Below are 14,951 nucleotides of genomic sequence, written 5' to 3'. Positions count from 1 at the left end.
ATCTTCCGTATCAATCTATATTATCTTATGTTTAACATGATAATGATATTAAATAGGAGGAATTCTCATGAAATATTTAAGTCTTCTCTTTGCTTCAGTTTTACTGAGTAGTGTTTCTGTACCAGTCGAAGCTGCACAGACAGATGAACAACCTAGCAATGATGTTGCTCAACTAGCTTCTCATTCCGTCTGGGCAAATGTGAATCAAATCAAATTTTTAGAAGAACATGTTTCAGCAAACTCTGGTATTATGAGACTTAAACTAGGAGAGACGATCACGGTGAAGGCACTGGTGACTTATTCAGGGGATATCCAACCGATTTTACAGTCTGTTGTCCGATTTGAAAACGTTGATCCAGCCTTGAAGATCGAACACGATCCAGCTTCACTTGTATTCCACAACAAACTAGCAACTTTTACGTTTAATATTACACTGACACAACCAATCAATAGACCTGCTTTGTTTACCGTAAAAGTAGCAGATGGTCAACCTGAGGACAGTCATCATTTGACACCATATAGTCAACGTCAAACCGTTGAACAAAAAGCTGGAGGAACAGGGGGCGTGACTGAGCCAGATCCTAATCCAGATCCTAATCCAGATCCTAATCCAAATCCTAATCCAGATCCTAATCCAGATCCTAATCCAGATCCTAATCCAGATCCTAATCCAGATCCTAATCCTAAACCGGATAATCCAGATGAAAATCCAGACGTAACACCGGATAATCCAGATGAGAACCCTGATGTGACACCAGATAATCCAGACGAAAATCCAGACGTGACACCGGATAATCCAGATGAGAACCCTGATGTGACACCAGATAATCCGGACGAGAACCCAGACGAGACACCGGATAATCCAAATGAAAATCCCGATGTGACACCAGATAATCCAGATGAAAATCCCAATGAGACACCGGATAATCCGGACGAGAACCCTGATGTGACACCGGATAACCCAGATGAGAACCCTGATGTGACACCAGATAATCCAGATGAAAATCCCGATGAGACACCGGATAATCCGGACGAGAACCCAGATGTGACGCCAGATAATCCGGATGGAAATCCCGATGTAACACCAGATGATCCAGATGAGAATCCCGATGAGACACCGGATAATCCGGACGAGAACCCAGATGTGACGCCAGATAATCCGGATGGAAATCCCGATGTAACACCAGATAATCCAGATGAGAATCCAGATGCAAAACCGGATAAACCAGATGAGAATCCAGATGCAAAACCGGATAAACCAGAGGGGAACAATGGAAACTATGAAGGAGATAACGAGGAAGATGGAAATGGTGGACATGGTGGTGAAGAAGTGATTAAACCACAAATCCACCCTGAAGGCAGCAATCCAACGATCACAATACCTGAACAAGTAAAACCATTGTTTCAAATTCGAAAACAATCAATTCCATCTATTGATACGACAGATGTACTGCTAAATAAAAAATTGTCTGAAAATGCGAATGAAATTCTACCAATGACAAAAATAGCTCACTCTTCAAATCAAGTAGCTAATGATAAACACTCTGCAACATCGACAGATGAAGCAACGAATCAATTACCTAAAACGGGCGAGCATAATCGCTTCTTTACATGGATGTTTGGTCTACTGATCACAGGAATGAGCATGGTTACTTTTAGAAAAATCAACTAATGATTGTAATAGATAAAACACGCCTTGAAACATTCTGTTTCAAGGCGTGTTTGCGTAGAATATGGTTAATAATCAGTTAACATAGTGGATTTGTTCTTCTTCAATCAATGGATAGGTGAGTAATTCTGTACTTTCTAAATCTTCTTTCGTCATATCGACTGCATTGATTTGGCTATTTGTGTAGGTAGTATAGTAATAGATTCCTTTATCCACATTGCAACAAGAAGAATAGATCGTATACTCAAATTTACCATTTCCAACATCACATAGGCCTTTTTGTTGTTCGACCGATTTTAGGATATGGAAGAATTGACTAACGCTTTCCTGTTCTGTCGTTGCTTTGTCAGAATTTAATTTTGTAAAGGCAACTTTGACAAAACGCGAAGCAGATGATAAATCTCCAGGTAAACCTAATCCGCCCATCCCGCGAGAATAGACCGATAAATCAAGTTCATCGGAGAAATGGTTTTTAAGGGTAGTCGGTGAGACTGACCGATAGTTGTTCAAATTAAATAATTGATAGTCGAAGGTTGGATTATTTGTTAGTACACCGATTGGATTATCATAAATTTTTAATCCTTCGGCAACTGATTCAATAACAATCGATGTTTCTTGATCGGCTAATATCCAATGAAGAGGAGATAACGGTAGTTCTTCACTTAAATTGATGTTGACTAAATTGATATCCGCTAATAACGTACGAGCTTCTTCCACATTTTTACATTGACTCAATATCCAAGGAATAAATTCAAAAGGTGTGATATTGGTCTTTTCGGCATCTTCGTCAAAAAAATGGGCATTTCCAGGGAAATTCAAACCAGCCATACTCAAACCTTTTTCATTTGTTGCATCATAATAGAGAGGGTAGTTATCTACAACTGCTGCCATACCGATGATCGCATAGTGAGACTCTTGTTTTGGGGCTTTCCGATAAACAAAAGGATAATTTCTTGGAGTGATCGTCACCTGTTCATTATAAGAAATCTCTAAATCCAAATTACGTCCAAAATAATGATCGTTAGTTGTGTAAGTAATAGATGTACACATTATAATAACCTCCTTTTTTTAATTATATATTAAGACGATTAAGGGAAAATTACTAATAAAATGATTTCCGTTTCTTATACGTTGTAAATTTAAGCGAAAAAAACTCGGTAATTGAATTACCGAGCGTCTTGTTCTTTATTAAAATTTTTAAGCATTTTTTTCGTCAAATGAAGCAACATAGATAATTCTTCTTCATCTAAAGGTAAAAAATCAAGGATTTTTTCTGGAATGTCTTTTGCTTGGTCTTGCAATAAAAATCCTTGTTCAGTTAGAGAGAGGATAGATACTCGTTCATCTGTATCATCTCTTTTACGAGTGATATACTGCTTACCAGTTAATTTCTTTATTACAGGAGTCAAAGTTCCTGAATCTAAACACAAGATCTGGCCTAATTCCTTCATGGTGATTTGTTTTCTCTCCCATAAAACAAGTAAAACAAGATACTGCGTATAAGTAAGATCCAGTGGCTTCAACAAGGGCGTATAGTAACGAGTAATTTCTTTAGAGGTGGCATATAAAGGAAAGCATAATTGATTTTTTAGTAATAACTCCTCCAAATAGACCACCTCCTAATGTGCTACTTTATAGCATACTTGTTTTTCCTAAAAAAATCTAGTTCTCTACGGCTGTCAAAGTGACTTCAATATTGCCAGCTGTTGCTTTTGAATAAGGACAAACTTTATGTGCAGCTTCTAGTAATTCTTGTGTTTCTTCGAGTGATAAACCTTCAACTGAACCTTCGATCTCAACGCCTAACACAAAACTCATTTCACTTTCTGCATATAGAGACACTTGAGCGCTGATTGTTGATGCACCGTCAATATTTTTTTGTGTTTTGATCAAGTCTAGTGCGCTATTGAAACATGCACTAAAGCCAGCGGCAAACAATTGTTCCGGATTTGTTGCATCTTCTACACGTTTACCTGGAGCTGCAATGTTAAGCTCGAATGAGTGATCTGGACTGTGTACTTCACCAGAACGTCCGCCAGTATTGATCATTTTTGTTGAATACATTTTTTTCATTAAAAATCACTCCTCTTTTTATATTTGATACAATTAAATTGTACACAATTTATTTAGGTAGAGCAACTAACTTGTTTTGAAAAAAAGTCTACTCCTGATTTATGAATAAAAACCAAGAGTAGACTTTTTTATAGGAATAGGTCTGTTCATTTTAATTGGGACATCATTCGATCGGATGGTACGTAAATCCACTACCCATGACTTCTGCTACACTATTGACGATGACAAAAGCATTCGGATCGATTTCTTCAATTATCGGTTTGACTTTAGAAAATTCTTGGTCAGTTACGACCATCAATAACACTTCTTTTGATAGATTACTATAACCGCCTCTAGCTTCTAGGATCGTGAACCCTCGTCCAATCTCCTGACTTAAACGTGTGTGGATTTCTAAAAGATGATTCTCGCTTAGCACCATGATCGATTTTTGACGATTTGTTCCTGTTTCAATGTAATTCATCACGATGGATGTAATTACGATCGACAGAATCGCATAGAGAAATTCATCAAATCCAAAAACAAATAAGGTTAACGAAACAACGACAGCATCGGTCAATAAAAGTCCAATGGAAGTACTTAAATTGAAGTATTTTTTGAAGATAAGGGGAGGGATCGTGGTACCGCCACTAGATGAATTATTTTTGTATAAGATAGCTACACCTAAAGCAAAGATCGCACTACCGAAAATGACTGATAAGAGACGATCAGGCGTGATCATATACTCTGGGACGATCTCAATGATCGCTGGGAAGACTAAACTACCAAATAATACTTTAAAGAAAGGTTTCTTGCCTAAAAAAATCAAGGCCAAGATCAACATGATGATATTCAAAACCAGTATAACTGTTGCTCGGTTCAAACCTAAAGCTGACTCAAGTAAAATACCAAGTCCACTTACGCCACCAGCTGCAATATGATGCGGACCTAAAAACATGTTGATACTGATAGCTAAAATAGTTAAAGCAAACACTATTTTAATGTATGTCCAAATTATATTTCTACCGTGTTTCATTTATCCACTTCCTACTATACATTTATTTCCAACTATTCTCATTATACATTAATTTTGTATAAAAGTTAACAAAGTTGAAAAAGAAAGTTAGATAAACCTAAATTTATAAAGAATAGTTAAAAGTTATAATAGGTCGAAATGGTGCATACCATTATATAAAAACAAATATGAAATGGAACAAAGAATGAGATTTTTAGAGCTGGTTCAATCTTTTTTTAATTTTCCTTATAAGAGTTAATTGACCAGCAAAGTGCATTGGCCAGTGGCGATTTTCAAATCATTATCTAAATAAACCGTTGCCTGCCAAAAGTGAATAGTTTTCCCGACTTTCTCAGGATGTGCGACCACTTTCAAGGTACCTGTAGAGGCTTTATTTAAATGTTGGACTTGCAGATCGATCCCTACAGCAAAGTGGGGGGCTTGTAAATATTCGTTAGCCCCAATGCTACAAGCCGTTTCGATCAATACAGCATTGATTCCTCCATGCAAATAGCCATAAGGTTGATGATGCTTTTCGTCAATTGCTAAAGTCAATTGGACTTCTTTAGGTGAAACAATACACGTTTCAATCCCTAGATGATCTAATAAATTCATCCTGTTACTCCTTATTTCTTATTCTTTATCGCTACTGTCGAAATTAAACTCTATTTTTATCATTAAAAAACTGTTTGCGAACTACTAGGGATTAAATTAAAAATACTTTTACTAATGAATGGAAGGACTGTCTGTTAAAATGTAATCATTTAGTTTGAATGAGATACTCGTTCTAAATCTTTTACCAGAAAAAATGCTAAAGTTCATAAAAACAAATAATGGTCTGCTTTTTTTAGTTTTTTCATTAATTCACGGATTTCTTTAATTTCATTAGGCGTATAGCCACCAATTATCCCTTTAACCAAAGCTTTTTCTTTTTCTACTCCTGCCTTTTTATGATGAAGTCTTTTTTCAAAATCAACTATTTCTTTTGAAAAATCATTTTTTTTAGGCAATCAGGAAAAAAACACCCCCTATATATACGGTTATATAACAATTATATTATTATTATTCTAAAATTGTAACCGTTCGTTTAAAAAAGGGGGATAGGGGTTTAGCTGATATTCTTATTTTGTTCTTTTTGCCTTTTACTGGTAATTACTTTATGTAAATTTTCAAAGGCCTCGAATCCATATTCCTCTACGAATTCATCAATTTCTTTGAGAAGTTCTTCGTTATCAAGCTTTGTTTCTAACTGTTGTTCTTCTAATTTTTTTCCTGCAAAAGAGATGACTGACTTTTGTCTTTCGCTATCTAGTTTTTCAAAAATAGAGAGTAGACGACGAGAATTTTCTTCCTCACCTTCAATAATATAACCTTTTGTCACATGAAATAACTCAGCAATTTTTTGAATAGCACCCATACGGGGTGTTTTTAATCCAGTTTCCCAATTAGAAATAGTTTGCTTGCTAACGCCGACTTTTATTGCTAATTCTTCTTGCGTCATTTGTTGTTTATGCCTTAGTTCACTAATCTTCTGTCCAATAATATTTTTATCCATAATAATCCTCCGAATTCTTACTCCAATAATATACCAGAAACTGGTCTAAATCAACATTAAGTTATACATAGTTATATAAAATTATTTACTATAACTTTAAGTTATATTAAAATATATAATAGGAGGTGTTTTATATGTTGCAAATATCTTTGAAAGCAGCAAGAGTAAATTCAGATTTGGATCAGACTGAAGTAATTGACATTCTGCAAAATAGTTATGGTCTAAATCTTACTAAGGAACAGCTTGCTGAGTACGAGGATGATGCCACTGATGTACCGATTTCTTTAGCAAAGAAATTTTCGGAAATTTATGGTATTTCCGATGACTATATATTTTTTGGTAACAAATCAACTTTAAGTTATATTTCGCGTGGATTAAACCAAAATAATCTTTAGTGATTCAGGTGATAAACATCAAGATAACCACTTAAAATTGATGAACAGCATATGACCTATTAATTTATGTGACGAATAAAATTTTTCAAACCAAACGATGGTCTTTCAACGTTTTAGCGTCCTTGTAATAGGTACTAACATAAGCAGACACATTTAATTTTTATTAAGGAGTGAGTAAGAATGTCGTTGGACTGTCGGTCTTGAAAAAAAAAGAAGAAAAAACTCGGACGTACAAATCTTCGGTTTATCCAACCAGATTCTGAAGGAATAGAAGCATTAATGAGGTAATTGAAGGAAAAACTACTTTGGAAAAGAGGAGTAAATATGTGGTATGGATTACGTAATCTCAAAAAAGCCGGTTAAACAGGTCAATCATACTAAATACACACGAAAAGAAATAGAAATATATTGTGTATCCAATGATATTGGTTATGAAGATTTAATGATTGGGTAATTCGAACAATCATTTGTTTGAGTATAATGACAAAAAAATAATTCATACCTTAGGAAATGACTATTTTTATATGGGTTGGAAAAGAAATAAAATGAAAACTCTGTGCAATTTAGTTTGCGGTTTGACTAGTAGAAGCCAAATACTTTATATCAGTAAATCTAAAAGATGATTTTTTAAAGGAGTGAATTTTTGTGATGTACCCCAAAAGAATAGATGTGAAACAAACAAGATGCAATGTGAGAGAAGTCTTAAAAAATTTTCGTAAACTTGATAGGATGGTAGGACGTGTCACAGTCGACATTGAATCTCCTCGTAGAATCAATAGCTTAAAAGCAACTCTTTCTGATCAATCTTCAGAAAGGGCATCTATGCAAATGATAGCGATTGAAGCAGAAAGGAATGCAATCATAAATGCTTTGATGGTTTTGAGTCTAACGAATCGAATGATCCTTTATTATTCTTACTTTGTTCCTGAAAGTTTTTCGAATTATAAGATTAGTCTTGAAATTGGTTATTCCGAAAGAACGATTCAGAGAAAAAAAGCAGAAGCATTGATTGAATTTGCTGAAGCATATAAGAGTGGAAAACTGATTGCGTATAAATAATTTGGCGTTTTTTTGGCAGATGATTGGCGGTTCCCCTCTATTCTTTGATGCTAGTATGAATGTAAGCTTAGGAAATGGCAGAAAATAACGAGTATTTGCTTTTCTATGTAATAACAGGTGATAGATAGGTGTATCTACATTTTCAAGATAAACATAGCACATATAGCGGAATAATGAAAATAGAGCAATCAACTTAAGTCACTATATGAAACGAAAGAAGAATCAAATGATGAAAGATAAAAAAAGTGTCACAGAAATGAAAACGTCAAATATAACGGAGGTAGAGAATGGTGGAAGTATCAATTGGTGAATGGATGGCTGTCATAACACTTGGTGGAACGTTGATTGTAGGCGTAGCAAAATTCTATGCAATGTTTACAAAGCTCGATCATACATTGGGGAAATTAGAAAATACTATTGTTCGAGTAGAAAAAAGCCAAATCGAGTATGGCAATCGTCTATCAATTATTGAAGAACAAATCAAATCTATTTTCAAACAAATTGGAAAGGAGGTGAAGTAAGTTGACCGAAATCTTAACGATTTCAAGTATTATCACGCCACTGGTCGTCGGTGTGACAGAACTGATGAAAGGACTAATAGGACGCAGTAAACTTTTGCCTATCAGCAACGTGATTACTGGAATTTTGCTTAGTGGGCTGTATTCCTTCTCATTCGTTCCACAGGATCTCATTCTTTATTTATGGGCAGGAGCGATTGCTGGTTTGGCCGCAGGCGGATTATTTGATCTAGGAGATCAGGTAATGAAGTTACAGGAGTCTAATAAAAGCAATTGATCGTCCAAGTTTCTTTTACCAGTAAAGGAGGTGAGGAAGATAAAACTGGAGGATCTACGAGGAGATGAACGTATTTTAGGACCGACCAATACCAAAAGAAAGGCATCAGAAATAACTAAAATTGCGCGTCATCATTCGGCAACAACCACAGGAGATGTTTGGGCGTTTCAAAACTATTGGAAGAACACATTGGGGTGGGGAACTGGCGGCTATCATGAGATTATCCTAAGAGATGGCACAGTACAATGGTGTTACTTTGATGAAGATATAACGAATGGTGTGGGGGGACATAACACACCAACCTACCATATTTGTCTTGTGGGAACTGGCTCGTTCACTAAAGAACAAGAAAAAGCATTTGACACGCGAGCAAAAGCGGCGATGCAACGTTTTGACCTATCAGTGAAGGATGTTATGGGGCACAATGAGTTCATTGGACACTCTTCAACTATCTGTCCAGGTATTAACATGATGATGATTCGTGATCGCTTAAGTGCTGCTGAGGACTTGACACATGATGAAATCATTTTAGCTAGTCCACCCAAGGCAGTCGGAAACTATCGAGGAAAATTAGAAATATTCAATGAGCTATCTTTAGGTACGTTTCGGATAGCAGGATGGTTAATACCCCAAAATGGAGCAGCCTTTTTAGATCTAGGCTATGTTTTTTGGATAGATGTCGATAATCCATCTGTAGAAGTTGGTCGTTGCCGGTCAGCTGGCATTATACGAAACGATGTAAATGTTGCTTACGGCTTACCAACTGGTCTACGGTTCGGTTTGGACGGCACACTTGACATTCAAAAACATGCAGGAAAAAAAGTATTTCCTATGTTAAGACGGACAAATGAACCAAATGGAAATGTGATCAGTGGACAAACAGTTGATATTTCTTTTCCAGAATATACTTTGACCATTCCTAAACGATAATAAAGTTTGTTTCATTGTTCATATTATAATCAAACAAAAACAATACAACAATAAATAAAATATCAAAATTTAATGAGAAAATGATTTTGTAAAATAATAAAATCAGAGGAAGGAAGATTATTATGACAATCAAAATTGAGGATTTACGAGGAGATTCACGGATTTTAGGGCCAACAAATGCGAAACGAGATGTTTCAGTGGTCAAAAACATTGCACGCCACCATTCAGCAACTGAAACAGGAGATGTTTTTATCTTTCAACAATATTGGAATGGCGAACTAGGCTGGGGAACTGGCGGCTATCATGAGATTATCTTGCGTGATGGAACTGTGCAATGGTGCTACTTTGATGAGGATGTAACTAATGGTGTTGGTGGACACAATACACCAACCTATCACATCTGCTTAGTAGGGAATGGTTCATTTACGGAAGCCCAAGAAGAAGCCTTCAATCAGCGTGCGAAAGCCGCAATGGAACGATTTGGTTTATCCGTTGAAAATGTCTTAGGACATAATGAGTTCAGTGGACATGCGTCAAATATTTGTCCAGGGACCAATATGGATGCTGTCAGAGATATCCTTAATGGTGGTGATGGCAACGTTCCAGAACCAGACTATATCATGCATGATTGGAATAAAGAAATGGTCGTAGCAGCAGATGTTTTAAATGTACGCCAAGAGCCAAACACACGATCAGCAATTTTACGTCAATTAACTAGAAGTCAAGTCTTCCATTCTGCACGAGTGACGATCAACGGGGAGTTAGTGAATGGTATCAGACACTGGTATGAAGTTGATGATAACGGCTGGGTTTCAGGTTCATTAGTAGCAGAAGCATCATCTGATAATGAATGGATTGAACGAAAAGGTGAAGTGACTGTCGCTATTTCAGGAGGGATCAACTTACGAGGACCTTCAAGTGACAATGTAACCAATCCAACTAGTCTGCCAATCCTACGCCGCGTGGATCTGGGGGAAACGTTCGAATATGACAAAATACTCGTACAAAAGAATGGCCATGCCTTTGTAAGACAGTCAATCAGTGAAGGTTATACTTGGTTGGCGATTGGTTCAACTGCTAACGGTATCGTTACTTCATACTGGGTTACTGGCATTGAAATCTAATTGATATCATAATTACGCACAGTTTTGAGAAAAGTCGAAAACTAACAGAAACAAGTAAAAAAACGAAAATTTATTTTCAAATTTTCGTTTTTTTACTTGTTTTCGAAAGATTTGACTGTGAAACTACTACATCGATACATAATCTTTAATGTGACGAAAATGTAAGCGTATTCTAAATAAAAAGCAAGCAAATCTTCACATTTAAATCACATAACATTAGTAATTTTAAAGTGGGCCTAAAAAGTAAGGAGTGAGTATCATGAAGAAATTTTTATTTGTTTTACTAGGTTTATTCGGTTGTTTAAGTGCTTGTGTATATTGGACGAATCAAACTATTGAAGCTCAAAGTCAAATTAGTCAGAATGAAGCGATGTTTACTGAACCATACAAGATTGCTGGTACGATAAGAGTAGAAGGCAAAGAATATAAATGGATGGAGGCATCCTTTGGTGGAAAAAACAGAGGATATGAAATTAATCCGGGTAAACATAGATACCAATTAAGTCCAAATCCTCATAATGATCCTTGGTACAATAAAAATCAAACAAAGTTTTATAAAAAAGGTGCAGAACAAATCGAAAAACAAGCAAATACCGAGAAATGGAATAGCAACGGATGGCCAACAACCATTAAAAATATCACTATTAATAAAATCACTTATACTTTAACCAAATAAATCTGTTGAGGTAATATTGACAAAGAAAGTTTTATACAATTTTGTTCAGATACCATGTGATGACACTATAACTACTAAAAACATACTAAGATTAGTTGGTAAGATATTTCGACGGAATATCTTACCAACTATTTCTCTTAGACGAGTATAGTGAGAGTGAAAGGAAGCTCGAACATACTCTCATGGACCTCGAGTCCGAATCAAAAAAGAGCCCCCTCACTGTCATTCTAGAATCTGTTTTAAGTATGTTGGGACTTTGAGTCCGTGTAAAGAAAAGGCGAAACGGAATGAATGAGTGGAGAACGTTCAATCAAATAATATAGGAGAAGTCCCATGTCCTTTATTTTTGCTTTGACGTATCTAAAGGTGAAAGTTACAAAGTACTTTACCATAATCAACACTGTCTTTCAGAAGGAAAAGACTTCCACAATCAAGAAGGGTTCCGCCAGTTACTTTAATAAATCACCGCACTTACAGAAACACCTGAAATTGTTTTTGAAGCAACCGGTGTCTCCTCTCGTTCATTAGAAAAACTCTGTCAAAATAACCGGTTTAGCCTATTGTCTATTAAATTCTTTGGAGAGGGGGGACATTAGCCCTCTCATACCACCTCAAACCGAATAAACGGCGAGAACAGAATTAACCTCTTCGAAAAAAGGCGCTAACAACAAAAATTTGAAGAACAATTTTCGGGGATAGCTATTTTTCGAGGCTAAACACTTCTGTCTTGACCTCTTCATTATTTATATAAAAAGCTGTACTGGCCGTGAAAGCATTTCTTTCTAAGAAAAAGCGACTAAAATAGTAAGCGAAATAGAGGTTAAAAAATATTCATTTGCTTGCGTAGCAATTGTTTTATTATGAGTATGGATGGTAAAAGCAAAAAAATTACGTATTAGGTATATGGTAGATTATGAATATACCCACGGACTAATAAGAGAATATATTTGAAGTAATCAATTACAATGAAAAATAGAAACAATAAATTCACTGAAAAAATCTAACATCATTTATTTGAAAGTTAGATTATAAAGCTTTTCTTGCGCTTAACTCATTCAATATTCTTTGTACAGTAATTTATAAAGAAATTATCATTAAATGCTTAAAACTTGTGTATAATAAATTTAATGAATTTTAGGAGGAGATAGAAATGAGAGAATGGAAAACAATCAAGGAATACGATGAGATCCTATTTGAACAATATGGGAAGATTGCTAAGATAACAATCAATCGCCCAGAGGTCCATAATGCTTTTACACCAAAAACAGTCTTTGAGATGATTGAAGCTTTTACAATCAGTCGTGATCGTCAAGATATCGGTGTTATCATTTTGACAGGAGCTGGTGACAAAGCATTCTGTTCAGGTGGTGATCAGAAAGTTCGAGGAAATGGTGGGTATGTTGGTGAAGACCAAATTCCACGTTTGAATGTATTAGACTTGCAACGGTTGATCCGAGTTATTCCTAAACCAGTGATCGCGATGGTCAAAGGTTGGTCGATCGGTGGGGGCAATGTCTTACAACTTGTGTGTGATATCACAATCGCAGCGGAAAATGCGAAATTTGGTCAAACAGGGCCTAACGTTGGTAGCTTCGATGGTGGATATGGCTCAGGTTACTTAGCTCGGGTCGTAGGACATAAAAAAGCGAAAGAGGTTTGGTTCATGACGAAGCAATATAGTGCTGAAGAAGCATTGGCAATGAATTGGATCAATACGGTCGTACCAATCGAACAAGTGGAAGACGTGACGATTGAGTGGGCAGAAGAGATGTTGAAGAAAAGCCCGCTAGCTCTACGAATGATCAAAGCGGCAATGAACGCAGATACAGATGGCTTAGCAGGTATCCAACAATTGGCCGGAGATGCGACGCTTTTATATTACACCATGGATGAAGCACAAGAAGGGCGCGACGCATTTAAAGAAAAAAGAGAACCTGATTTTGACCAATTCCCTAAGTTCCCTTAAACCTCAACCTAATAGCTGGTTGCAAAAACAAACAATGCTTCATCCAGATGCACCAGCTTGTCAGTGGAACGATCAATGTTTGTCTTTTCGCGAACTGACTTCCCACGTTCAGAGTTTTGCAGAGTATTATCATCGAATATTACCCAAAGCGAGTGAACGAGTTGCCTTGTATTGTGAAAATGATCTAGATGGCTATTTATCGATCTTAGCATTATGGGAATTAGGAAAAGAAATCCAGTTTGTCAATACACGCTTGACAACGAATGAGATCAGTGAACAGATGGCAGATGCAGGGACATTTATTCTTATTTCCGCCAAAAAATTAGCGGTCAACGAACAAATCACTTGGTATTCATTTCCCGATCCTTCGGAATTACACGTTCTACAGCCGAAGGATTGGTTTGATGAAGGTTATCAAGAAGCGTCAATCGCGTCAATCATGTATACGTCTGGAACGACAGGTAAACCGAAGGGCGTACCGCAAACATTTGCCAATCACTATGCGAGTAGCCAAGCGACTGCGCTAAGTTTAGAAGTAGATCGTTCAGATAGCTGGATCTGCTGTGTGCCAATCTATCACATTAGTGGCTTATCTATTTTATTACGCTCACTTGCTTTAGGCATCCAAGTGATTCTGTTGCGGGGATTCTCTCCACAACAAGTCCATCAACTTTTAGCAAATGGAAGTGGCAACTATATTTCGTTGGTCAGCAAAATGTTGAAAGACCTTGAACCATTGATTCCAGAAAGTGGTTATGCTCCCTCATTCAAAAAAGTATTATTAGGGGGAGGGCCGGGAGAAGGACGAGTCATGCAAGCATGTATGGAAAAACAGGTGCCTGTGATGCTTTCTTATGGCATGACAGAAACTTGTTCACAGATCGTCGCCCTTTCTCCGGAGTCATTCGAAGCCAAAAACGGTTCTTCTGGTAAAGCTTTGTCTGGGGTATCGATCCGTATCCAAAAAGATACGAAGTCAGACCAAATGGGAGAGATTTTAGTAAAGGGACCATCGATCATCAACCATTACTTGAATCGCGTCAACCCGCATTCTTGGACAGAGGATGGCTGGTTCCACACTGGCGATTGGGGGTATCTTGATGAAGAGGATTATCTTTATATTGTCAGTCGCATGAGTGAACGTATTATTTCGGGGGGAGAGAATATTTTCCCAGTTGAAATCGAGCGTGTACTTATAGCTTGTAATAAAATTGCAGAGGTCGCTGTCGTAGGCACTTGGGATGTAACATGGGGGCAAACACCTGTTGCTTATGTGCGATTAGATGAACCCCTTACTGATAGAGAAATCACTGAGCTACTAGCGCCATTAGCACGTTACAAGCATCCAACTAAAATCTATTGTGTCTCTGAAATTCCAAAAACTGCGACTGGAAAACCAATCAAACGTCTTTTAATGACAGAAGAAAGAGTGAATTACATTGAATATCAAATTAGATAGCTCAATCGATGATCAGCTTTTGGGAAATCATCTTTATTTTACTTATAGCTACGAGCTTGGTGAACAAACGGTAAAAAAACTCTTACCTCTTGTCCCATCTAAAGGAGATCGCTTTTATTGGTGTCCTCCTGATGAGGATTGTGAGCTATTAGGAATAGGAGAAAATTTATTTGATAGGGAATATGATGACATGCCCAGCGCTATCAAAGAATTTTCTCTTGAGTTTTCTAAAAGTTTTTTAAACGTATCGAGACAGAAG

Annotated in this window: 17 protein-coding genes; 10 read left to right on the top strand and 7 right to left on the bottom strand. The window is 36.7% G+C overall.

The annotated features are described in order from the left end of the window. The first annotated feature begins 67 nt into the window (after positions 1–67). Entirely contained in the window at positions 68–1,672 is a 1,605-nt protein-coding gene (locus IGK77_RS07740) for an LPXTG cell wall anchor domain-containing protein (RefSeq protein WP_438713132.1), read from the top strand. A gap of 72 nt (positions 1,673–1,744) precedes the next feature. Here the strand turns inward: IGK77_RS07740 and bsh are convergent, their stop codons facing one another. The 7 genes from bsh to IGK77_RS07705 form a co-directional block, all read right to left on the bottom strand. Further along, entirely contained in the window at positions 1,745–2,719 is a 975-nt protein-coding gene (bsh, locus tag IGK77_RS07735; protein ID WP_438713131.1) for a choloylglycine hydrolase, read from the bottom strand. Positions 2,720–2,835: 116 nt separating this feature from the next. Further along, positions 2,836–3,276, bottom strand: a complete 441-nt coding sequence (locus IGK77_RS07730) for a MarR family winged helix-turn-helix transcriptional regulator (RefSeq protein WP_161641758.1) — start codon at positions 3,274–3,276, stop codon at positions 2,836–2,838. Between the two features lie 55 nt (positions 3,277–3,331). Further along, positions 3,332–3,742, bottom strand: coding sequence for an organic hydroperoxide resistance protein (locus tag IGK77_RS07725; RefSeq protein WP_074799053.1), 411 nt, complete (start codon positions 3,740–3,742; stop codon positions 3,332–3,334). A 163-nt stretch (positions 3,743–3,905) separates the two neighbouring features. Continuing rightward, the gene (locus IGK77_RS07720; RefSeq protein ID WP_071867088.1) at positions 3,906–4,754 is read right to left on the bottom strand and encodes a YitT family protein; all 849 of its coding nucleotides are present in this window, start codon (positions 4,752–4,754) and stop codon (positions 3,906–3,908) included. Between the two features lie 234 nt (positions 4,755–4,988). Further along, positions 4,989–5,348, bottom strand: coding sequence for a PaaI family thioesterase (locus IGK77_RS07715; protein ID WP_074799051.1), 360 nt, complete (start codon positions 5,346–5,348; stop codon positions 4,989–4,991). A gap of 203 nt (positions 5,349–5,551) precedes the next feature. After that, positions 5,552–5,743: a hypothetical protein gene (locus IGK77_RS07710; protein ID WP_034688689.1), complete on the bottom strand. Its 192-nt coding sequence runs from the start codon at positions 5,741–5,743 to the stop codon at positions 5,552–5,554. 98 nt (positions 5,744–5,841) lie between these two features. Then, positions 5,842–6,288, bottom strand: coding sequence for a helix-turn-helix domain-containing protein (locus IGK77_RS07705; protein ID WP_074799049.1), 447 nt, complete (start codon positions 6,286–6,288; stop codon positions 5,842–5,844). Positions 6,289–6,422: 134 nt separating this feature from the next. Between IGK77_RS07705 and IGK77_RS07700 the strand changes: the two genes are divergently transcribed. The 9 genes from IGK77_RS07700 to menE all read left to right on the top strand — a co-directional run bounded on the left by IGK77_RS07700 (position 6,423) and on the right by menE (position 14,692). Further along, on the top strand, positions 6,423–6,683 hold the full coding sequence (locus IGK77_RS07700; RefSeq protein ID WP_074799047.1) for a helix-turn-helix domain-containing protein: 261 nt from the start codon (positions 6,423–6,425) through the stop codon (positions 6,681–6,683). 645 nt (positions 6,684–7,328) lie between these two features. Continuing rightward, the gene (locus tag IGK77_RS07695) at positions 7,329–7,742 is read left to right on the top strand and encodes an ArpU family phage packaging/lysis transcriptional regulator (RefSeq protein WP_161641760.1); all 414 of its coding nucleotides are present in this window, start codon (positions 7,329–7,331) and stop codon (positions 7,740–7,742) included. Positions 7,743–8,029: 287 nt separating this feature from the next. Next, on the top strand, positions 8,030–8,263 hold the full coding sequence (locus IGK77_RS07690) for a hypothetical protein (protein WP_086334693.1): 234 nt from the start codon (positions 8,030–8,032) through the stop codon (positions 8,261–8,263). 1 nt (position 8,264) lies between these two features. Further along, the gene (locus tag IGK77_RS07685; protein WP_074799041.1) at positions 8,265–8,537 is read left to right on the top strand and encodes a holin; all 273 of its coding nucleotides are present in this window, start codon (positions 8,265–8,267) and stop codon (positions 8,535–8,537) included. Between the two features lie 30 nt (positions 8,538–8,567). Next, positions 8,568–9,467 (top strand): peptidoglycan recognition protein family protein, encoded by a 900-nt coding sequence (locus IGK77_RS07680; protein ID WP_254905414.1) that lies wholly within the window; start codon positions 8,568–8,570, stop codon positions 9,465–9,467. 122 nt (positions 9,468–9,589) lie between these two features. Continuing rightward, the gene (locus IGK77_RS07675; protein ID WP_074799039.1) at positions 9,590–10,591 is read left to right on the top strand and encodes an N-acetylmuramoyl-L-alanine amidase; all 1,002 of its coding nucleotides are present in this window, start codon (positions 9,590–9,592) and stop codon (positions 10,589–10,591) included. Between the two features lie 259 nt (positions 10,592–10,850). Further along, on the top strand, positions 10,851–11,267 hold the full coding sequence (locus IGK77_RS07670) for a hypothetical protein (RefSeq protein WP_074799037.1): 417 nt from the start codon (positions 10,851–10,853) through the stop codon (positions 11,265–11,267). A 1,150-nt stretch (positions 11,268–12,417) separates the two neighbouring features. Then, positions 12,418–13,233 carry a 1,4-dihydroxy-2-naphthoyl-CoA synthase gene (gene menB / locus IGK77_RS07665; RefSeq protein WP_065095843.1) on the top strand — a complete coding sequence of 272 codons (816 nt, stop codon included), beginning with the start codon at positions 12,418–12,420 and terminating at the stop codon, positions 13,231–13,233. Next, positions 13,208–14,692 (top strand): o-succinylbenzoate--CoA ligase, encoded by a 1,485-nt coding sequence (gene menE, locus IGK77_RS07660; RefSeq protein ID WP_074799031.1) that lies wholly within the window; start codon positions 13,208–13,210, stop codon positions 14,690–14,692. The genes menB and menE overlap by 26 nt, the downstream gene beginning before the upstream one ends. Positions 14,693–14,951: the final 259 nt, after the last annotated feature.

Origin of the sequence: Enterococcus sp. DIV0806c, from assembly GCF_051710905.1 — a bacterium.
In the GTDB taxonomy this organism is placed as follows: Bacteria; Bacillota; Bacilli; order Lactobacillales; family Enterococcaceae; genus Enterococcus_B; species Enterococcus_B mundtii.
The sequence above is the reverse complement of the archived record's forward strand: the minus strand, read 5'-3'. Positions and strand labels throughout refer to the sequence as shown.

What these genes read in the sequence shown, in the direction of transcription:
- IGK77_RS07720 (WP_071867088.1), bottom strand. Translation starts at nt 4,754, where the DNA reads ATGAAACACGGTAGAAATATAATTTGGACATACATTAAAATAGTGTTT.
- menB (WP_065095843.1), top strand. Translation starts at nt 12,418, where the DNA reads ATGAGAGAATGGAAAACAATCAAGGAATACGATGAGATCCTATTTGAA.
- IGK77_RS07725 (WP_074799053.1), bottom strand. Translation starts at nt 3,742, where the DNA reads ATGAAAAAAATGTATTCAACAAAAATGATCAATACTGGCGGACGTTCT.
- IGK77_RS07715 (WP_074799051.1), bottom strand. Translation starts at nt 5,348, where the DNA reads ATGAATTTATTAGATCATCTAGGGATTGAAACGTGTATTGTTTCACCT.
- IGK77_RS07690 (WP_086334693.1), top strand. Translation starts at nt 8,030, where the DNA reads ATGGTGGAAGTATCAATTGGTGAATGGATGGCTGTCATAACACTTGGT.
- IGK77_RS07740 (WP_438713132.1), top strand. Translation starts at nt 68, where the DNA reads ATGAAATATTTAAGTCTTCTCTTTGCTTCAGTTTTACTGAGTAGTGTT.
- IGK77_RS07675 (WP_074799039.1), top strand. Translation starts at nt 9,590, where the DNA reads ATGACAATCAAAATTGAGGATTTACGAGGAGATTCACGGATTTTAGGG.
- IGK77_RS07705 (WP_074799049.1), bottom strand. Translation starts at nt 6,288, where the DNA reads ATGGATAAAAATATTATTGGACAGAAGATTAGTGAACTAAGGCATAAA.
- IGK77_RS07670 (WP_074799037.1), top strand. Translation starts at nt 10,851, where the DNA reads ATGAAGAAATTTTTATTTGTTTTACTAGGTTTATTCGGTTGTTTAAGT.
- IGK77_RS07700 (WP_074799047.1), top strand. Translation starts at nt 6,423, where the DNA reads ATGTTGCAAATATCTTTGAAAGCAGCAAGAGTAAATTCAGATTTGGAT.
- bsh (WP_438713131.1), bottom strand. Translation starts at nt 2,719, where the DNA reads ATGTGTACATCTATTACTTACACAACTAACGATCATTATTTTGGACGT.